This window comes from Aeromonas sp. 159, assembly GCF_963862045.1.
Taxonomy (GTDB): Bacteria; Pseudomonadota; Gammaproteobacteria; order Enterobacterales; family Aeromonadaceae; genus Aeromonas; species Aeromonas veronii.
The window spans coordinates 38456-58850 of record NZ_CAWLMI010000008.1 but is presented as its reverse complement, the minus strand read 5'-3'; the positions used below and the strand labels follow the sequence as shown (position 1 = coordinate 58850).

14 protein-coding genes and 2 pseudogenes are annotated in these 20395 nt (G+C 59.3%); 15 read left to right on the top strand and 1 reads right to left on the bottom strand.

Annotated elements, in window-relative coordinates:
* Positions 1–23 precede the first annotated feature (23 nt).
* A pseudogene (locus AACR14_RS02095) lies at positions 24–221 on the bottom strand (IS3 family transposase); the annotation flags it as partial.
* Positions 222–284: 63 nt separating this feature from the next.
* On the opposite strand from AACR14_RS02095, the pseudogene AACR14_RS02090 reads away from it, so the two are divergent.
* From AACR14_RS02090 to tssM, 15 genes and pseudogenes are all read left to right on the top strand, one after another.
* Positions 285–668 (top strand): annotated as a pseudogene (locus AACR14_RS02090) (transposase); the annotation flags it as partial.
* 782 nt (positions 669–1450) lie between these two features.
* Positions 1451–1954, top strand: coding sequence for a type VI secretion system contractile sheath small subunit (tssB, locus tag AACR14_RS02085; protein WP_019444950.1), 504 nt, complete (start codon positions 1451–1453; stop codon positions 1952–1954).
* Positions 1955–1991: 37 nt separating this feature from the next.
* On the top strand, positions 1992–3473 hold the full coding sequence (gene tssC / locus AACR14_RS02080) for a type VI secretion system contractile sheath large subunit (RefSeq protein ID WP_019444949.1): 1482 nt from the start codon (positions 1992–1994) through the stop codon (positions 3471–3473).
* A gap of 6 nt (positions 3474–3479) precedes the next feature.
* On the top strand, positions 3480–3911 hold the full coding sequence (gene tssE, locus AACR14_RS02075) for a type VI secretion system baseplate subunit TssE (RefSeq protein WP_005299981.1): 432 nt from the start codon (positions 3480–3482) through the stop codon (positions 3909–3911).
* 3 nt (positions 3912–3914) lie between these two features.
* Entirely contained in the window at positions 3915–5681 is a 1767-nt protein-coding gene (gene tssF, locus AACR14_RS02070; protein ID WP_019444948.1) for a type VI secretion system baseplate subunit TssF, read from the top strand.
* Positions 5645–6643 carry a type VI secretion system baseplate subunit TssG gene (tssG, locus tag AACR14_RS02065; protein WP_019444947.1) on the top strand — a complete coding sequence of 333 codons (999 nt, stop codon included), beginning with the start codon at positions 5645–5647 and terminating at the stop codon, positions 6641–6643. The genes tssF and tssG overlap by 37 nt, the downstream gene beginning before the upstream one ends.
* Before the next feature lie 39 nt (positions 6644–6682).
* Complete coding sequence (gene tagH / locus AACR14_RS02060; protein WP_019444946.1) at positions 6683–7918, top strand: type VI secretion system-associated FHA domain protein TagH; 1236 nt, start codon at positions 6683–6685, stop codon at positions 7916–7918.
* A complete protein-coding gene (gene tssJ, locus AACR14_RS02055; protein ID WP_019444945.1) occupies positions 7918–8433 on the top strand; it encodes a type VI secretion system lipoprotein TssJ in 516 nt (171 codons plus the stop codon). The genes tagH and tssJ overlap by 1 nt, the downstream gene beginning before the upstream one ends.
* Positions 8434–8435: 2 nt before the next feature.
* Complete coding sequence (gene tssK / locus AACR14_RS02050; protein WP_019444944.1) at positions 8436–9770, top strand: type VI secretion system baseplate subunit TssK; 1335 nt, start codon at positions 8436–8438, stop codon at positions 9768–9770.
* A gap of 23 nt (positions 9771–9793) precedes the next feature.
* On the top strand, positions 9794–10573 hold the full coding sequence (gene icmH / locus AACR14_RS02045; protein ID WP_019444943.1) for a type IVB secretion system protein IcmH/DotU: 780 nt from the start codon (positions 9794–9796) through the stop codon (positions 10571–10573).
* A 20-nt stretch (positions 10574–10593) separates the two neighbouring features.
* Positions 10594–13236, top strand: a complete 2643-nt coding sequence (gene tssH, locus AACR14_RS02040) for a type VI secretion system ATPase TssH (RefSeq protein ID WP_019444942.1) — start codon at positions 10594–10596, stop codon at positions 13234–13236.
* A 2-nt stretch (positions 13237–13238) separates the two neighbouring features.
* Entirely contained in the window at positions 13239–14777 is a 1539-nt protein-coding gene (locus AACR14_RS02035; RefSeq protein WP_019444941.1) for a sigma-54 interaction domain-containing protein, read from the top strand.
* Positions 14777–15382 carry a type VI secretion system-associated protein VasI gene (gene vasI, locus AACR14_RS02030; RefSeq protein WP_019444940.1) on the top strand — a complete coding sequence of 202 codons (606 nt, stop codon included), beginning with the start codon at positions 14777–14779 and terminating at the stop codon, positions 15380–15382. The genes AACR14_RS02035 and vasI overlap by 1 nt, the downstream gene beginning before the upstream one ends.
* 9 nt (positions 15383–15391) lie before the next feature.
* Positions 15392–16819 carry a type VI secretion system protein TssA gene (gene tssA / locus AACR14_RS02025; RefSeq protein ID WP_019444939.1) on the top strand — a complete coding sequence of 476 codons (1428 nt, stop codon included), beginning with the start codon at positions 15392–15394 and terminating at the stop codon, positions 16817–16819.
* A gap of 41 nt (positions 16820–16860) precedes the next feature.
* A complete protein-coding gene (gene tssM / locus AACR14_RS02020; protein WP_019444938.1) occupies positions 16861–20358 on the top strand; it encodes a type VI secretion system membrane subunit TssM in 3498 nt (1165 codons plus the stop codon).
* The last annotated feature ends 37 nt before the right edge of the window (positions 20359–20395 follow it).

Genomic DNA, 20395 nt, shown 5'->3' with positions numbered 1-20395 from the left:
GCTTCCAGCTCCTGAATTTTTTACTGCTCCGGAGTCAGTGCTTTTCCGGTGGGGGTTGTACCACCGCGTTCGGATTGCAGTTGCTGAACCCAGCGGCGCAGTACGGTTTCACCAACGTCCAGTGAACGGCTGGCTTCGGGGACAGAATATCCCTGGTCGAGCACCAGGGATGCGGCTTCGAGTTTGAATTCGGCAGTAAATGAGCGACGTAATCTTGTCATTGGACACCTCAGGTCATGGTGGCGACTGTACCACCTAAAATGGTGTCCGGGATGATTAGACCACTACACAATCCACTGCGGCGCAAGCTGGGCCGTATTTATGCGGATGGCGCCTACGACAGCAAAGCCAGCCATCAGCTGATAGCAGGTAAAGGAGCGACAGCCTGTATCCCGCCTCGCAAGAACGCGGGGTTATGGAAAAAGGGACACCCAAGAAATGAGGCCGTGCTGGTGATGCGCAAGGAACGGTTGGCGCACTGGAAGAAGATATCGAGGTATCACCGGCGCTCGCTGGCAGAGACGGCGATGCATCGGTTCAAGCGGTTGCTGGCGGGGAAAATCAGTCTGCGAAAATACAACGGTCAGGTAGGGGAAGTGATGGCGTATGTTGGAGCGATAAACAAACTGAACAGCCTGGGTCTGCCCGTCAGACAGCCCCGAGTGTAGCGGTCACTTGGGGCGGGGGGTGTAAGATACGCTCTTACAGCTGATTTGGGCAACAACGCCGTCTCAACGCGATTCAATGGTGCATAACTTGTAGATTCGGGGGGCTTGTACGCTACGGCTGGATTTATGAGGGGAGTGATGACTACGGATCGTCATTTATGTTTTCGATAAATAGTGGTTTTTTTTAAACTGGCCATAAATGCAAGCAAGCTATATGAATCAAATTATTAGCGTTACTTAATTCAATTCATTCGATTGGCTTAACGACTGATTTTGACGCATGCGCTCGCATAGCGATAAAGACGGTATCAATAATGTGATTCGATGGCGCATTCTTCTAATGCTACCCTAGGTCAACTGTAATAAATGACAGGTTGTTATTGTGATGTCATCGTGCGAGCGTCTTTATTGTCGCAAAGATTGATTTTTCATTTAAGTTTTTGTTTTTTAATGGTTTTAATGACTTTCATGTGTTCGCGTTAGAATTATTCGTTGACCATCAAATTCTCTCTATATACCATGCCGCTCAAAATAGGCATTAATGCCAATATGACCTCACACCATTGAGTTGAGGCTTCGGGTTGTAGATAAATAACAAGAGATATTGTGCTCTTGATAACTAGAGCTTTTGCTTGAAATATATCAAAAGTGCATCGTTGGTGAGTGCCTCTTTGACAAAATCGTCCATAGGATGGCTTAACTGTAATATCTTACAGTTGAGAGGAGGGGTATAAGCTATAAGCTATAGGGTCTTGGGTGACCCTTAACTTGGTATTTAGAGCATGGGAAAAGGAATTGACGGCGCCACAGTTGCGCCCAAAGAACGTATCAATATCAAATATGTACCGGCAACCGGTGGTCAACAGGCGGAAATTGAACTTCCGCTGACTATGATGGTGGTCGGTAATATGAAGGGCCGTACCGAAGAAACGCCGATCGAGGAGCGCCAAACCGTTTCCATCGACAAAAACAACTTTTCTTCCGTCATGAAAGAATCTGCACTGGAACTGAGCTTCTCTGTTCCCAATCGTCTGGAAGAGAACAGCCAGGACGATCTGCCGGTTTCGATCAAAATCCAGTCTCTGGAAGACTTCACTCCTGACAGTGTTGCCCAACAGGTCCCCGAGCTGCGCAAGCTGCTTGAACTGCGTGAGGCGCTGGTTGCCCTGAAGGGGCCATTGGGCAATATCCCTTCTTTCCGCAATCGTTTGCAGGATCTGCTGTCCAGTGATGAGGCTCGTGAGCAACTGCTCAAAGAGCTGGATTTGATCAAGCCTGCCGAGTGATCGGCGGGTTGTATTGACTGACGAGAAAGGAACAAACATGTCTTTGGTCGAAGAACAGGTTCAAGCGGGGGCGGGTGCAGCCTCCTCGTCCTCTTTGTTGGACGAAATCATGGCGCAGGCTCGCATCACACCGGTTGATGAGGGGTACAGTGTTGCCAAGCAGGGTGTGGCTGCGCTTATCGCCAACATTCTGGACAGCGGTACCACCAGCGAGCCGGTCAACAAGGCATTGGTTGACAGCATGATTGTCGAGCTCGACAAGAAGCTGAGCAAGCAGATGGACGTCATCCTGCATGCCAAAGAGCTGCAAGAGATGGAATCCTCCTGGCGCTCCCTCAAGCTGTTGGTAGATCGCACCGATTTTCGTGAAAACATCAAGATCCAGGTGCTGCACGCTACCAAGGAAGAGCTGCTGGAAGATTTCGAGTTTTCCCCGGAGATCACCCAGTCCGGTCTCTACAAGCATGTCTATTCAACCGGCTACGGCCAGTTCGGCGGCCAGCCGATCGGTGCCGTGATCGGCGACTACGCCTTTACCCACAGCTCTCCTGACATCAAGCTGATGCAGTATGTCAGTGCCGTCGGTGCCATGGCCCACGCCCCCTTCATCTCCTCTGTCGCCCCCGCCTTCTTTGGCGTCGACAGCTTCACCGATCTGCCCTCTATCAAGGATCTGAAATCGGTGTTCGAAGGACCGGCCTACACCAAATGGCGCTCCCTGCGCGAATCGGAAGATGCCCGTTATCTGGGGTTGACTGCACCACGTTTCCTGGCCCGTCTGCCTTATGATCCGACTGAAAACCCCATCAAGGGTTTCAATTATCAGGAAGATATCAGCTCGGATCACGATCACTACCTGTGGGGCAACACTGCCTATTTGATGGGCACCTCCCTGACCGACAGCTTCGCCAAGTACCGCTGGTGCCCGAACATTATTGGCCCGCAAAGTGGTGGCGCCATTCACGATCTGCCGGTGCACGTCTATGAGGCCATGGGTCAGCTGCAAGCAAAGATCCCGACCGAAGTGCTCATCACCGACCGTCGCGAGTATGAGCTCTCTGAAGAGGGTTTCATCACCTTGACCATGCGCAAGGACAGCGACAACGCGGCGTTCTTCTCTGCCAACTCGGTGCAAAAACCCAAGGTGTTCCCCAACACCAAGGAAGGCAAGGAAGCAGAGACCAACTACAAGCTGGGTACACAGCTGCCGTATATGTTCATCATCAACCGTCTGGCGCACTACATCAAAGTGTTGCAGCGTGAGCAGATCGGCTCCTGGAAGGAGCGTCAGGATCTGGAGCGTGAACTGAACGGCTGGATCAAGCAGTACGTTGCCGACCAAGAGAACCCGCCAGCAGACGTCCGTAGCCGTCGTCCGCTGCGCGCCGCCCAGATCAAGGTGCTGGATGTGGAAGGGGAGCCGGGCTGGTACCAGGTTGCCATGGCCGTGCGCCCGCACTTCAAGTACATGGGGGCGAGCTTCGAGCTCTCTCTGGTAGGTCGACTGGACAAGGAATAAGGCCCGATGCCGCATCTCTCTTCCTGGGATAGAGGAAATGCGGCCAGCCTGTTTGATCGTATCCGGGGGGAGGGGCTTGGCTCCTCCCCTCGTTCGGAAGTTGATGAGTTGGTTGATTCTGTCAAACGGCAGCTCGACCAGATCCTCAACACCCGTCCCGGCAATTGCCGCAGTGCACCCGATTTGGGGGTTATTGATCTCAATGACGCCACTCAGGGTAGTGCGGATATCAAGGGGCGGATCCGGGAGGCGATCCGGCAATGCATCCGTCGTTATGAACCTCGGATCATCCATGTGGATGTCCGTTCACCCGACTATCAGGCAAGTCCGCTTGAGATGTCGTTTCAGGTGACGGCCCATGTGCGGCTGGAGCATATCGAGCAAGTTACCTCGTTCAACGTCCATATGGACAGTCACCGTCACTACCGCATGGTCTGATCAATGTCGCTGGAACATTACTTCAGGGATGAGTTGGCTTTTTTGCGCCTGCAAGGGCGCGAATTTGCCGATAGCTATCCCGAACTCACCCGTTTTTTGTCGGAGCAGAATACCGACCCTGATGTGGAACGCCTGCTGGAAGGCTTTGCGTTTCTTACGGGCAACCTGCGCGCCAAAATCGAGGACGAGTTCCCCGAGCTGACCCACGGTCTGCTCAATATGCTCTGGCCGAACTATCTGCGCCCCGTCCCCAGCATGACCATCATGCAGTTTTCGGTCATTCCGGGTGCCATTGCCCAACCGGCACTGGTCAGGCAGGGTTGCCAGCTGGACAGTTTGCCAATCGACGACGTGACCTGCCATTTTCAGACCTGTCACGATGCCTGGGTCTATCCGGCCGAAATGCGTCAGATAACGGCGCAAAGTGGCAACGATCTCTCTACTATCTCGCTCGATATTGCGCTGCATGCCCCCCTGCCGCTTAGCGAATTGCAGCTGGACAAGCTGCGCTTCTTCCTGGGGGGCGACAGCTACACCGCGTATGAGCTCTACTTCTGGCTCTCCAACCAGCTCTCCCATATCGAGCTGGAGATCGACGGCAAGCGCTTTCGTCAGGAGGCCAAGGCTCTCAAATCGGTCGGCTTCGAGCGCGACGATGCGCTGTTGCCCTATCCGAACAACGTTTACTCCGGTTACCGGATCCTGCAGGAGTATTTCTGCTTTCCGGAGAGCTTTCTCTTCTTCGAACTCTCCGGTGGTGAGTGGCCCAAACAGCCGCTGCCGGTGAGTGAATTCAAAATCCATTTCTGTTTCGACCGGCCCTTGCCAGCGGAACTCAAGATCCGTCCCGACTCTTTCATGCTCAACTGCGTGCCGGCTATCAATCTGTTCCAGCACGACAGCGAGCCGGTCAATCTCAACGGCCGTCAGGCGGAATACCCGCTCAAGGCGAGCTATCGCTATGCCGACAGTTTCGAAATTTTCTCGGTGGATCAGGTTGAAGGCTGGGTTGAGGGCAATATGGGCCGCTCCCGCGGTACGCCACGCATTTATCAGCCGTTCGAAAGTTTTCAGCATCAGATTGAGCGGGCCAAACAGCGGCTGGCGCTCTATTACCGGGTGCGGGTCAGGGAGTCGGTGAGTGGTGATGGCTTCGAGCACAGTCTGTCGTTTGTGCGGGGGGATGAAACCACTACGGTCGATCTGGATGAATCCATCTCGGTTACGCTCACCTGCACCAACCGCTCCCGCGCTGCCCGCCTCAAGGTGGGCAGTATCTGCGTGCCGACCGGCAGTTCACCGTCGTTTGCTACCTTCCGCAACCTGATCCGGCCGACCCGGCCGCTGCGTCCGGCACTGGATGGCAGCCTGCATTGGACCCTGATTTCCAACCTGTCACTCAACTATGTCTCTCTGCTGCGCCGGGATGCCCTGGTGCAGGTGCTGCGTACCTATGACTTTCCCGCTTTACACGACAAGCAGGCAGAGCAGGCGTCGCGCAAGCGGCTGGCGGGGATCGAGGAGATCGAGACCAAGCCTGTGGACAGGCTGGTGCGCGGCATGCCGGTGCGGGGGCTCAAGTCGGTGCTCTCCATCCGCCAGTCCGCCTTTGGCAGCGAAGGGGAGCTTTATCTCTTCAGCACCGTGCTGGCCCACTTCTTCTCGCTCTATGCCAGCGTCAACGCTTTCCACCTGCTTGAAGTGGTCAATCTCGATAACAAGGAGCGCTATCAGTGGCCAGTCCAGATCGGTCAGCACTCCCTGATGTGAGTGCCGCCAACGAGGCGCCCCGTTTCAATTTCTTCCAGCTGGTTGAGCTGCTCAACAGGCTGGACGGTGCCGATCAGGAGCGTGGTCTCGACCACCTGCCGAGTGACGAAAATATTCGTTTCAAGGCGACAGCATCGCTGGGATTTCCCACCAGCGACGTGCTGCAAATTGGCCGCGACGAGAAGGGGCGCCACGAGCTGGAAGTGGCCTTTCTGGGTCTGCACGGCAGCCAGTCGCCGATGCCGGGGTATTACCTCGACTCGCTGGCGTGGGAGTACGCCCAGGGGGAACAGAAGCTCGGTCTTTTCCTGGATTTCTTCCACCACCGCCTGCTGACCCTGCTGCACCGGATCTGGCGCAAGTATCGCTACCACGTCCGTTTTCAGGATGACGGTGAGGATGGGTTCTCCCGTCTGATGTTTGCGTTGGTGGGGCTTGGCAACGATGCCGTCTGTCAGAGTTTGCCGGTCAACCGCGCCAAGATGCTCTCCTATGCAGGCATGCTGGCCAGCCCCAGCCGTTCTCCCGAGGTGGTTGCCGGTCTCGTGGCCCACTGCTTCGATCTGGCGGATGTGAAAGTGAGTGCCTGGCAGTGGCGCAAGGTGCCGATCCATCCGGAGCAGCAAAACCGCTTGGGCGGTGCTTGCGCCACTTTGGGGCACGACTTCGTCATCGGTGACAAGGTTAATGATTGTGCCGGCAAGTTTTTATTGAAAATCAATGATCTGAGTTTTAGCCAGTTTCTCGGATTTCTCCCGAACGGGGAGCATTTCCACGCCCTGGTGACCTTTGTCTCCTTCATCTTGCGCGATCAGCTGGCTTGGGATCTGCGGCTTGGCTTCGGCCAGGAGCAGGCCAAGGGGCTGAGATTGGGGGAGGAGCAGAGTGCCCGTCTGGGGTGGAGTACCTTTCTCGGCCAACCGCCGAGTGACCCGTTCGTGACAATCTGTGTACAGGAATAAGCACAGAAATTCAGTGTAGGAATACGTGCAGGAGTGAATGTGGACGACTTTAACCAGCAACTATCTTTGGTGGTGCTTAACAGCGAGCAGCTCGACGGCAGCCAGCAGGTGCAATATCGCTTCGACGAGATGGGGGGAACATTGGGCTCCTCCGAACAGGATGACTGGCAACTGCGAGACAGGTTGGGGGCGGTGATGCCAGCCCATGCCCGCGTCGAGCTCAATGACGGTCGTTTCTGCCTGTGCGATCTCAGCGGCCAGACCTACATCAATGGTGCCACCTCGCCCATCGGGCGGGCTCGCAAGGTCAACCTCGAGCAGGGTGACGAGCTGATTGTCGGCCCTTTTCGCCTGAGAGCCTATCTCGGTGCCATCTCCCCCGAGCAGAGTTTGCAGCAGGTGCTGGGCAACCGTCCGACCGAGCAGCTTGATGAGTGGCTGGCCAGCGGTCCTCACCACACCCAGACCCTGGATGATCCACAGGACCTGGGGGTCGACCCCCTGCTGGCATTGCAACAGGAGCGTGCGGCCCCGAGTCCGTTGGTAGATGCTCGCCTGCAGGCTCAACCGCAGTTTCAACCGGATATGGACACCGTATCCCTCGCTCCATTTTCAGCCGTCGAGAACACCATGAACCAAGAATTTCTGGATATGCCCACCATCGAGAACCACCCCGACTTCCAGCCACTGGAGGGCGTTGATCACGTCGCCCTGACTCCGCTGATGCGTGGTCTTGGCCAGCCGTTGCAGCTGCAAGACACCCAGCAAGCCCACGACATGCTCGAAGAGATGGGCAAGACAGTGCGTGCCATGGTGGAGGGGTTGCTGCAACTGCAAAGCGATCAGGCGGCGCTGGCAGACAAGCACCTGCGCCCCATCGAGGACAACCCGCTGCGTCTTGGTCTCGATTATGACGAGACCCTGGCAGTGATGTTTGCCGAGCAGAAGAGCCCGGTGCACCTGACCGCGCCTGCTGCAGTAGCCGAGAGTCTGCGCAATGTACGCATTCACCACGTGGCGAACCAGCAGGCTATTGGCGCTGCGCTCGACAGCATCCTGCAAGCCTTCTCGCCCGAGGCGTTGCTCGGTCGTTTCGAGCACTACCGTCGTACCGGTACCCCGGGTGTGGCCGATGAAGGCTGGGCCTGGAACATGTACCAGCACTACTACCGCGAACTCACCTCTGCTCGTCAGCAGGGGTTCGACAAGCTGTTCCATCAGGTCTACGCCCAGGCGTATGACCAGGCCGTGCGTCAGCAACAGGGACTTATTTGATGATACGTGCACTGTGGTTTGGGGCCTGTCTGCTGGCCCTGGCCGGTTGTACCACCATGGGCAAGATGGCCGATGTGGCCATGAACCCGGATATCCAGGTGGGGAGCAACGATGACCAGCCCTCCACCCTGGGGCTCAGCCTGTTGGCAGAGCCTGATGTCAACCCCAACGAGAGCGGGGAGGCGGCACCCATCGAGTTTCAGGTGGTGCTGCTGGCTGAAGATTCCAAGCTGCTCGCTACGGACTATGACCAGGTGACGGCGGATGTAGAGAAGGCCCTTGGCAAGAACTACCTGGATCATCAGGACTACACCCTGCTGCCCGGCCAGTTCAAATACCTGCCCCCCGTCAAGCTTGACGAGAAGACCCGTTACATCGGCGTGATTGCTCGGTACGCCGATCCGGACAGCGCCGAGTGGCGCAAGGTCATCAAGGTCAAGAGCAAGGGAACGGCCTATCAAATCCTGGTGCACCTGCGCCTGGATGAAGTGGAACTACAAAAAGAAGAAGAATAATCATGTCGAGTCGAAATCGGGTTATCTGGCGTGAAGGGCTCTTTATCAAGCCCCAGCACTTCCAGCAACAACAGAGACATTCAGATTACGCGCTGCACGCGCGTTTGAGCGCGCTGTCCGACTATTTCTACGGGTTGCAGTCGCTTGCCATCAACGAGGATTACCTCGGCTTTGGCCGCATCGCGCTGGTGGGGGCCACCGGTATCCTGCCGGACGGCACCGTCTTCAACATTCCGAACGATGATGTGCTGCCGACCCCGCTGGAGATCACCGATGCCTCGGTGGCCAACCAGAAGGTCTATCTGGCGCTGCCGCTCTCGGTGAGCGGGGTCAACGAGGTCAATCAGGGCGGTCAGGTCGCCACCCGGCTGCAGGCCCATCGCCACGATGTGCGGGATCTGCACAGCGAAGGGGGCGACGTGGTTTCCCTCGAAGTGGGTCGGGTCAGCTTGCGGTTGATGCTGGAGCGGGAAGATCGCAGCGCCTATGCGTCCCTCGCCATCGCCCGCATTCTGGACAAGCGCCCGGATGGCGGTCTGGTGCTGGATCCCAACTTCATGCCTTGCAGTATCAGTGTCTCTGCCATTCCGACCCTCAAGCGCTTCCTCGGCGAATCGGCTGGCCTCGTGGCCGAGCGGGCTCGCAGCCTCTCCCAGCGCATCGCTGCGCCGGGACAGCAGGGGGTGGCCGATGTGGCCGAGTTCATGATGCTGCAACTGCTCAACCGGGCTCAGCCCCAGCTCTCCCATCTGGCGCGTCTTGGCACCCTGCACCCCGAGCGGTTGCACGAGGCACTGGTGCAGCTTTGTGGCGAGTTGATGACCTTTACCGACGAGTCCCGTCTGCCCCCCGAGTTCCCCGCCTATCGTCATGACGATCAGCAGGTGAGCTTCGAGCAGGTGATGTTGGCCCTGCGTCAGGCGCTCAGTACCGTGCTGTCGCCACGTGCCGTCTCCATCCAGCTGCGCAAGCACCAGTACGGCGTTATGGTGGCCATGGTCAACGAGAGCGAGTTGATGCAAAGCGCCGACTTCGTGCTGGCAGTGCGTGCCCGCATGCCGCAGGAGCAGCTGCGCAAACAGTTGCTGCAGCAGACCAAGGTGGCGTCGAGCGACAAGATCCGCGAACTCATCAGCCTGCAGCTGCCCGGTATCCCGCTGTTGCCGCTGCCGGTGGCGCCGCGCCAGTTGCCCTATCACGCCGGTTACAGCTACTTCCAGCTCGACCGTCAGAGCCCTGCCTGGCAGATGCTGGCGGTCAGCAACACGCTCGCCTTCCACATCGCCGGTGATTTCCCCGAGCTCGACATGCAGCTCTGGGCCATCCGTAGCCAGTGATCGCATCAAGGAAACAAGCAGAGATGACCACGGACATTATCAACAACGAGCAACTGAGCGACCTGCTGTTCGATCACGCCGAGCAGCTGGACATGGATTCGGACTACTGGTTCCGCCTGCGTGGCCAGAGCATCAACCCGATGATCGATGCGGTGACCCCGCTATTGGGGCTGGTACAGCGGGTGCGTCTGTTGTCGCGCTACGACCGGGTGCCCGAGCTTTATCAACGGGTGGTGACCGAGATCCAGGCCATCGAGCAGGAGTTGATGGCGCAGGGTTACGAGAACGGCGTCGTCCTCTCGTTTCGCTACATCCTCTGTACTTTTATCGATGAGGCGGTGATGGGGCGCGATTGGGGCAGCCAGAGCGAATGGTCCCAACACTCCCTGCTGGCCAGGTTTCACAACGAGACCTGGGGGGGCGAGAAGGTGTTCGTGCTGCTGTCGCGTCTGCAGGAAGATCCGGTGCGCTATCGCGACATTCTGGAGTTCATCTATCTCTGCCTGTGCCTTGGTTTTGAGGGGCGCTACAAGGTGATGAGCCAGGGCCGTGACGAGTTTGAACGGATCGTCAAGCAACTGCACAAGCAGCTGTCACTCGAACGTGGTGGTGAGGCACCCAGCGTGTTTCATCTCGACCTCGGGCAGCAGGCATCTCGCTACCAGCTGCGCAAGCAAGTCTCCCTGCGCACCCTGTTTATGGGCGGCGCGCTGATCCTGGCCATCATCTTTGGCCTCTATCACCACCAACTCAATAACCAGACCCAGGACGTACTGCGTCAACTGGGCGAATTATTAAAATAAATACTTAAGGAGAGCACGCCTTGATTCGTATAGAGCTACCGGTACTGGTGGAAAGACTCAACCCCATCTGCCGTCACATGCTGGAGGAGGCTGCGGCCCTCTGTGTCAATCATCAGGGCGCCGAGATCCGCATCGAGCACCTGCTGCTCAAGATGCTGGAGACCCCCCTCAGCGATGTGCGTCAGATCCTCAAACGGGCCGAAGTTGAGGTTGAAGAGTTAAAGAGCCTGCTGCAACCCTCGGCGGCCGATAACGGTTATGGTCAGGGTTATCCCTCCTTCTCGCCGCTATTGGTGGAGTGGCTGCAAGACAGCTGGCTGCTCGCCTCTGCCGAGCTGCAACATGGCCAACTGCGCAGCGGCGTCATGCTGCTGGTGCTGCTGATGACTCCCCAGCGTTACCTGCCGGGCTCGGTGACCCGTTTGCTTGCCAACATCAATCGCGAACTGCTGCGCCAGCAGTTCGACGAGTGGGTGAAAGAGTCTGCCGAGACCCAAGTGACTGTTTCTGCTAACGGCACTTCGACTCAGGCCGCGCTGCCCGCCGATGCCAGCCTGCTGGCCCGCTTTACTGTCAACGTCACCGAACAGGCCCGTCAGGGAACCCTGGATCCGGTACTCTGCCGGGATCACGAGATCGATCTGATGATCGACATCCTCTCCCGTCGCCGCAAAAACAACCCCATTGTGGTGGGGGAGGCCGGTGTCGGCAAGAGCGCGCTGATCGAAGGGTTGGCGCTGCGCATTGTCGCAGGCCAGGTGCCGGAAAAATTGCGCGATGTGGAGCTGATGACCCTGGATCTTGGCGCCATGCAGGCCGGAGCCTCGGTCAAGGGGGAGTTCGAGAAGCGTTTCAAGGGGGTGATGCAGGAGGTCAAGGACGCCGTGCGACCTGTCATCCTCTTTATCGATGAGGCCCACACCCTGATCGGGGCGGGCAATCAGGCGGGCGGGCTTGATGTCTCCAACCTCATCAAACCCGCGCTGGCCCGTGGCGAACTGCGCACCATCGCCGCCACCACCTGGGGTGAGTACAAGAAATACGTGGAAAAAGATGCCGCCCTGTCGCGCCGCTTCCAGCTGGTGAAAGTGGGTGAGCCTAATGCAGCTGAAGCCACCGTGATCCTGCGCGGTCTGCGCAGCATCTACGAAAAGGCCCACGGGGTGCTGATCGATGAGGAAGCGCTGCAAGCCGCCGCCCAGCTCTCTGCCCGTTACATTTCCGGCCGTCAGCTGCCGGACAAGGCGATCGACGTACTCGATACCGCCTGTGCCCGGGTGGCCATCAACCTCACCACGCCACCGCGCGCGGTCAGCCATTTGCAAAACGAACTGCGCCAGCGTGAGCTGGAGATCCGTCAGCTGGAACGCCAGAGCCTGATCGGTCTGGGTGACAACGATGAGCGACTCATAGAACTGAAAGCGGCCCAGCAGACCTGCCGTGACACCCTGCGTGAGCAGGAAGCCCAGTGGCAGCAACAGCAGGGATTGGTGCATCGGATTGTCGAGCTGCGTGCCGCCCTGCTGGCCGATCAGCAGGATGAGATGCTGGCCAGAGAAGCGCTGGATCTGGCCGATGCGCCGCTCGATCCGCAAGCGGCTGCCGAGCAACTGGCCGGGCTCGAGCGCGAGCTGGCCGAGCTGCAACAGGGTGAGGTGCTGGTTTCCGCCCATGTCGACAAGACTCAGGTCGCAGCGGTGATCGCCGAGTGGACCGGGGTGCCGCTTAATCGCATCTCCCAAGGGGAGCTCGATGTGGTGACCCGTCTGCCGGAGTACCTTGGCGAGCTCATCAAGGGGCAGGATGTGGCGGTGGCCCATTTGCACAAACACCTGCTGACCGCACGCGCCGATTTGCGTCGTCCAGGCCGTCCGCTGGGTGCCTTCCTGCTGGTGGGGCCAAGCGGGGTCGGCAAGACCGAAACCGTATTGCAGATTGCCGAGCTGATGTTTGGCGGTCGCCAGTATCTCACCACCATCAACATGTCCGAGTATCAGGAGAAGCACACAGTCTCCCGTCTGATCGGTTCGCCTCCCGGCTATGTCGGCTTTGGCGAGGGGGGCGTGCTGACCGAAGCCATTCGCCAGAAACCCTACTCGGTGGTGCTGCTGGATGAGGTGGAAAAAGCCCATCCTGACGTGCTCAACCTATTCTATCAGGCGTTCGACAAGGGCGAGCTGGCCGATGGGGAAGGGCGGATCATCGACTGCAAGAACGTGGTCTTCTTCCTCACCTCCAACCTTGGTTTCCAGACCATCGTTGATCATGCCGAGCAGCCTGATGACCTGCTGGATGCGCTCTACCCTGAGCTGGCCGCCTTCTTCAAGCCGGCCCTGCTGGCGCGGATGGAGGTGATCCCCTACCTGCCGCTCGGTCACGACACCTTGGTGCAGATCGTCGGTGGCAAACTCAATCGGCTGGTCAAGCTGCTCAAGGAGCGTTTTGGTGCCGATGTGGTGCTGGAGAGCGAGGTAGCCGAGGAGATCCTGCTGCGGGCCAACCGCAGCGAGAACGGCGCGCGGATGCTGGAGTCCGTCATCGACGGTGCCCTGCTGCCGCCGGTTTCCCTGCAACTGTTGCAGCGCCTCTCGGCCGGTGAGCCCATCAACCGGGTACGCTTCTCGGTGGCCGATCACCAGTTTGTGGCCGAGGTGGAGGGCTGACCATGGAGCAAGCCCTCGCATTCGCCCTCGCGCTCACCTCGCAACGGGATGAACAACATCTCTGCCACTGGTGGAGTTCGACCCTCCATGCCAGCTTCCAGCCCAAAGGACTGCTGCTTGGCATGCTGGACGTGAGCGGCCGCCAGCTGGAGTGCAAAGGGTGGGTCAAGGGGCAGGAGGTTGCGCTGGCGCTGGCGGTAGATGATTTCTCTCATCCACTCGCCTATGTGCTGCACAAGGCGCAATCCCGCACCTGGGATTCCCTCCATGGCGGTGCCCGCATTGAGCACGCCGGTTTTCGCGCACTGCTGGCCAACCTTGGCCAGCAGTGCGGTCTGCACGCCTTTCCGCTCAATGATGGCAACGGCAAGCCGTTTGCCGTGCTGGCGATGATGGACAGTGGAGATGTGTTGCAGGAGTGGGCGGCTCGTCCCGAGCTGGCCAGTCTGGCGCAGGTCTTTTGCAACCAGCTCACTCTGATCCGCGATCTGGGGCGTAGTCGCCGGGATCAGAACGTGCTGCGCGACTCCCTGCGTCAGATCAAGGGCGAGGGGGAGCGTCAGCGCCAACACGAGAAGTTGCTCGGGGATCAGCTGGTTGGCCAGTCGGCGGTGATCCGCGGCTTGCGCGAGCAGATCGCCCAGGCGGGCCAGCACAAGCTGACCGTGCTTATTCAGGGGGAGACCGGCAGTGGCAAGGAGGTGGTCGCCCGCTTGGTGCACCAGTGCTCCGAGCGCGCCGCCAAGCCGTTCGTCGCCATCAACTGTGCCGCCATCCCGGAGAATCTCATTGAGAGCGAGCTGTTCGGTTATCAGAAAGGGGCCTTCTCCGGCGCCCTCTCCAACAAGACCGGGCTGGTGGCGCAGGCCAATGGTGGCACCCTGTTTCTCGACGAAGTGGGCGATATGCCCGCCGCCATGCAGGCCAAGCTGCTACGGGTGCTGGAGACCCGCAGCTACCGGCCGCTTGGGGCAGAGCAGGAGTATCACTCCGATTTTCGCCTCATCGCGGCCACTCATCAGCCGCTTACCCGCCATGTGGAGGAGGGGCGGTTCCGTGCCGACCTCTACCACCGTCTCTGCCAGTGTCTGCTGCTGATCGCCCCCTTGCGCGAACATATCGAGGATGTGCCGCTGCTCTGTCAGCACTTCATGGCCCAGTTTGCCGCGCAGGATGACAAGGGACTGGCTGGCTTGCAGCGCAAGTTTCTCAAGCAACTGCAAAGTTACGACTTCCCCGGCAACGTGCGCGAACTGCGCAATCTGCTGGAGGTGGCCTGTGCTCACACTCGTCACGGTGAAGAGGTGGGGCTTGGCGCCTTGCCGCCGGAACTGCGGGATCGGGTCTGTGCCGAGCTGCCCGATGCGCTGGACGATTACAACCATATCCGCGATCTGCGCCGGGCCATGCAGCAGTACGAGGCATCGGTGATTGAAGCTCGCCTGCGCTACTTTCAGGGCAATCGCATGCTGGTGGCCGAGAGCCTCAATATTCCCAAGCGCACCCTGGATCACAAGTGCCAGAAACTGGAGGTGAACTGATGAGCATCATGGGTTTGTTGCCCCTGCTGCTGGCGACCGGCAATGCGGTGCCTCCCCTCGATATGGCGGCGTGGCAAGCGTGTCGTCGTGAGCCATCCCCTCTGATCCGGCTCGCCTGCTATGACGCCCTTGGTAATGAGGCGACGCCATCAGGCAGCAAGGAGAGCACCAAGTCTCCGGCCTGGCTGGCGATAGCGGATCAGGAGTTGGCCCGTGTGCCGGATAGCTCACCCTTCCTGTTGCGACAGGATGAGGAGAGCGGCACGGCGGTATTGACCCGTCCGGCCCTGCGCGGTGCCACCCTGGCGATAGGTTGTGTCAACAGCATCACCCATATTCGCTTGCGGCTGGATGCGCCGTGGCGCGGGGAGAGTGTCGCGGTTGCGCTGGATGGACAAGCGACTCGTAGCAGTCAGAGCTGGTTTATCCGGGATCAGGGATGGTTGCTCGAATATGGCCGCGGTCTGCCCGCCATCGAGGAGCTAAAACGCTGGATCGGTTATCGTGAATTGCAGGTTCAGGCGGCCAACGGCGCCTTGCTGCGGGTCGATCTCAGCGGCCTGAAAGAGGCGCTGATACCGGTGCGCCAACAGTGTCGCTGGTAGGGGGGGAAGATGAGCTATCAACACCCCTGGTGTAGCCGTCTGCTCACCAGCTTGCCGGATGCACAGATCAAAGGGGCCGTGCTGGCCGATGAGCCTCGCTGGGACTATGTGGAGACCGAGCTGGTCAAGTTGGGCTCCCTTGCCCACAGCCAGGTCGATCTCAATGCGGTCGCCGAAGCCTGTCTGGGGTTGCTGGAGAGCCGCACCAAGGATATGCGGGTGCTGGCACAGCTGTTGCGCTGCCTGCAGCACCCCGCCAAGGCGACCCCGATGGGGGCTGCGCTGAGCTTGCTGGAAGCCTGGATCAAGGCTTACTGGCTGTTGGCCTGGCCCGGGAATGCGACCCAGAAGCAGCGATTGATGGTGCAGATCATCAAGCGTTTCGAGGGGGCCCTGCCGAGGGTGAGCGAGAGCGCCTCGGCGGCGGAACTGGCGCAGTTGCTGGCGCAGGCAGAACAGCTGGAGGCCGTCTGGCTGGCCCAGTGCCCTGACAAGGGAGAACTGCTGGATCCTCTGGTGATGGGGTTGAAGCGGGCTCAGCGACAGCAGGTTGCCCAAGCCCAGGCAGATGCCGGAGGTCAACCTGCAAGCAGCGCTGCTGCAGCCACAGCCAGTGCGAGCGGGATGGCGGGCACCATGGTGCTCAGTGGCAGCAGCAAGGGCTCCGGGGTCGAGATTGACAGCTCCAACGATCGGGCATGGCGACAGACCCAGCTCAAGGTGGCGGAGCTGCTGATTGAGCGCCAGCCAGAGGTGGCTATCGGCTATCGGCTGCGTCGTCACGCCATCTGGGCCGGTATCACGACACCTCCCATGACTGCGCAGGGCAACAAGACCCAGCTTGCGCCCATGTCGGTTGACATGGTGGATGAGTATCGCGCAGCCATGGGCACGCCAGATCTGGCGCTTTGGCAGCGCATCGAGCAGAGCCTGACGCTGGCCCCTTACTGGTTCGAGGGGCACAGGCTCTCGGCCGAGGTGGCCCAGAAGCTGGGATATGGCGCGGTGGCGCAGGCGATCATGGCGGAGCTGGATGCGTTTTTGCAGCGCCTGCCAGCGCTGCGGGATCTCACCTTCAGCGATGGTTCCCCGTTTCTCTCCCCCGAGTGCAGCCGCTGGTTGCAGCCTGCCAAGAGCAGTGGGGGCGGCAGCGGACAGGCCGAGCTGGCCGAGGAGGTCGCCTTGCGTCATGGGGAGCAGGGGATTGCCGCCGCGCTCGCCTTGCTTGATGAGCGGATGGCACAGATGAAAGAGCCAAGAGCCCGCTTCCATGCCTTGCTGGTGCAGGCGGAGTTGTTGGAGCAGGAAGGCATGGAGGCGCTTGCGCGCCAGCAATATCAACACTTGTGGCAAGAGGCAGATCGCCTTGGGTTGTCGCAGTGGGAGCCCGGGTTGGTCAGCCGCCTGGCCCCCTATGCCACCCATTTGCCGAAATAAGTGCCGAAATGAGTCATTGAGTCGGAGTTGGATCACATTTTATGTTCAAAACCATCTTTACCTTTCTGCGGCAACAGCTGCCGAAACTGAAACCCTCCTGGCCCCTGCTCGGTGTGGTGCTGTGGGTTGTCGCCCTGATCCTGGTGTGGTGGCTGGGGCCTCGCATCGAGATCCGTGATGCCAAGCCATTCGAGCCCTTGTGGGGGCGGGTGGTGTTTACCCTGCTCTGGCTCTGGTTGCTGCTGGGGGTACTCTCCTGGCGGGTATGGCGCAAGATGAAGCAGCTCAAGGCCGAGCGCCAGCATGAGGTGCTGCTGGAACAAGATCCGGTCAAAGGGCTCATCGACAAACAGGCGCAGTTCCTCAATCGTTGGTTGCAAGCCTTGAATGAACACCTTGGCAAGGGGGCGCTCTACGCCATGCCCTGGTATCTGGTGCTGGGTCTGCCCGGCAGCGGCAAGAGCAGCCTGATCCACCGTGCCAATCCGGCCAACAAGCTCAATCCCAGACTCGATACCGAACTGCGGGACGTGGCGCAAGGCCAGCTGGTCGATTGCTGGCTGGGGGAGCAAGCCGTGATGCTGGATCCGGCCGGCGCGCTGTTGTCACAAGCCGAGCCCGAGCTGGATCCGCAAGCTCGCAAGCATGAGCGGCTCTGGTTGCATCTACTCAACTGGCTCAACGAGCACCGTCGTCGTCAGCCCCTCAATGGTCTGGTATTGACCGTTGATTTGGCATGGCTGTCCGCGGCCAGCGTGGCCGAGCGCAAGGCGTATGCCCAGCTGATGCGTGCCCGGTTGCAAGAGGTGTCGGCCACCATGAATACCCGGCTGCCACTCTATGTCACCTTCACCAAACTCGATATGCTGCGCGGCTTTGATGTGGTCTATGAGCAGCTGGATAAAGAAGCACGTGACGCCGTGCTGGGGGTAACCTTCAACCCCGGCAGCAGTCAGGGCAAATCCTGGCAGCAGGATCTGGCGCTGTTCTGGGATCAGTGGGTCGACAATCTCAACCGCAATCTGCCGGAGATGATGCTGGCTCGGCTCGATGCAGCCCAGCGCAACGCCCTCTTCTCGTTTGTCCGTCAATTGGCGGGTCTCAAGGATTATGTGACCAGCCTGCTCGATGAAACCCTGACCATTGAAGAAAGCAAACCACTGCTGGTGCGCGGCGTCTATATCAGCTCCGTTTATCAGCAAGGTGTCCCGTTCGATGCCTTTGCTCAGGCCGCTTCCCGGCGTTACAGCTTGCCCGAGCCTATTCACTCCGCCCTGCGCGGGGAGTCCAACACCTATTTTGTGCGCAAGTTGTTCTCTTCGATCATCTTTCCCGAGGCCCATCTGGCCGGAGAAAACCGGCTGCATACCCTCTATCGTCGTCGCCGGATGGCCATTGGCCTGAGTTGCCTGTCGCTCTTCTCTGCTGCCCTGATCGGTGGCTGGCACTACTTCTACCGGGTCAACGAGGAGGCGGGGCGCAATGTACTGACCAAGGCGCAAGCGTTCACCGAGACCAACGAGGTCGCTGATGAACATGCCTTCGGTGTCAGCCAGTTGCCACGTCTCAACCTTATTCGCGAGGCAACCCTCTCTTTTGGCAACTACCGCGAACGGATGCCGCTGGTGGCAGACCTTGGTCTCTATCAGGGGGATGAGATTGGCCCCTATGTGGAAGGCTCCTATCTGCAACTGCTGGGACTGCGTTTCCTGCCTGCCCAGATGCAGGGACTGCTGGAGGATCTCAACCGGGCACCGGCTGGCAGCGAGGAGAAGCTCTCCATCCTGCGGGTGATGCGGATGCTCGATGATGCCTCCGGTCGCAACAAGGAGCTGGTGGAGCAGTACATGGCCAGCCGCTGGCAGAAAGCGTTCCCGGGGCAGGGGGCGGTGCAGGAGCAGTTGATGGGGCATCTTGACTATGCCCTCGATCACACCGACTGGCATGGTGCTCGTGCCGCTCGGGATCAGGCCGCCATCACGGCATTTGTGCCATTCAAGGAGCCGGTGTATGGCGCCCAGCGTGAACTGGGCAAATTGCCCATGTATCAGCGGGTCTATCAGAATCTGGTGGTGAAGGCGGGTGATGTGTTGCCGCCGGATCTCAATGTCCGTGACGAGGTGGGCCCCACCTTCGATACCGTGTTTGCCCTGCGCAACGAGAGTGCTGGTCAGGTGCCGCGTTTGCTGACCTGGCCCGGGTTCAGTGATTTCTTCCTCAAACAGGACAAGGCGCTGATCGATCTCACCGCCATGGATGCCTGGGTGCTGGGCCAGCGCAAGCTGAGCCAGTTGAGCGAGGCCGATCGCAAGGAGATCACCCGTCAGGTCAACGATCGCTATGTCACCGATTACGTCAACCAGTGGCAAAAATTGCTGACCAATCTGGATGTGCAGACCCTTGCCAGCCCCGAGCAGGCGCTCGATGTGCTCTCGGCCATCACCGGCAACGACCAGCCATTCCAGCGGGTGCTCGCTGCGCTGGATGACAACACCCGTATTCGCAAGATCTCCGATGCGGAAGGAGATCCGGCGCAGGCGATCACTGCCCGGATCGGTCGCCCCTTTATGGCCACCAATGGCGTCTTGACTGGCCGTGGGGAACAGGGGCCGCTCATTTCGGAAGTGAACCAGAAGCTGATTGAGCTGCAGCACTATATGGAGCTGATCGTCAATGCCACCGAGCCGGGACAGTCAGCCCTCAAGGCGGTGCAACTGCGTTTGACCAACAAGTACGCCGATCCGGTCTTTGCATTGCAGCAATATGCTCGTGGTCTGCCCGAGCCGCTCAATCGCTGGGTGGGTCAACTGGCGGATCAGAGTTCGCAACTGGTGATTGATCTGGCGATGTCATCCCTCAATCAGGAGTGGCAGGCAAAGGTGCTGGCACCGTTCAACAGCCAACTGGCGGATCGCTATCCGTTCAACCCGGGTTCTGCCAAGGATGTGCCGCTCTCCGAGATGGAGCGCTTCTTTGCCCCCGGTGGCACCCTGGACAGCTTCTATCAGGTCAACCTGAAACCCATGGTGGAGGGGGGCTTGATGGAGGGAGAACTGAGTTCACCCATTCAGGCGGAGCTGATCAAACAGCTGGATCGCGCTGCGCGGATCCGCCAGATCTTCTTCAGCCAGCAGGGCAATCTGGAGGTGCAATTTGCCCTCGAGCCCATCGAACTCACCGCCAACAAGCGGCGTAGTGTGCTCAACCTGGATGGCCAGTTGCTGGAGTATGCCCACGGCCGTCGCAACAAGATCCCGCTGGTGTGGCCAAACACCATGCGCGACGGGGCCGAGAGTAAGATCACCCTGGTACCGGCTGCCCGCGAACGTTCACCGCGCAGCGAGGGCTTTGTCGGTCCCTGGGCCATGTTCCGCCTGATGGACAAGGGGGAGCTGACTCAGGTCAACGAGGCCACCTTTGATGTGCGCTTCCCGGTGGATCAGGGTGCCATGACCTATCGGGTCTATACCGACAGCGCCCAGAACCCCTTCACCGGCGGCCTGTTCAGCCAGTTCAGCTTGCCTGAATCCCTCTATTGATCATGTTGGGGGGCGTCATGCCCCCCCGCATTTTGGA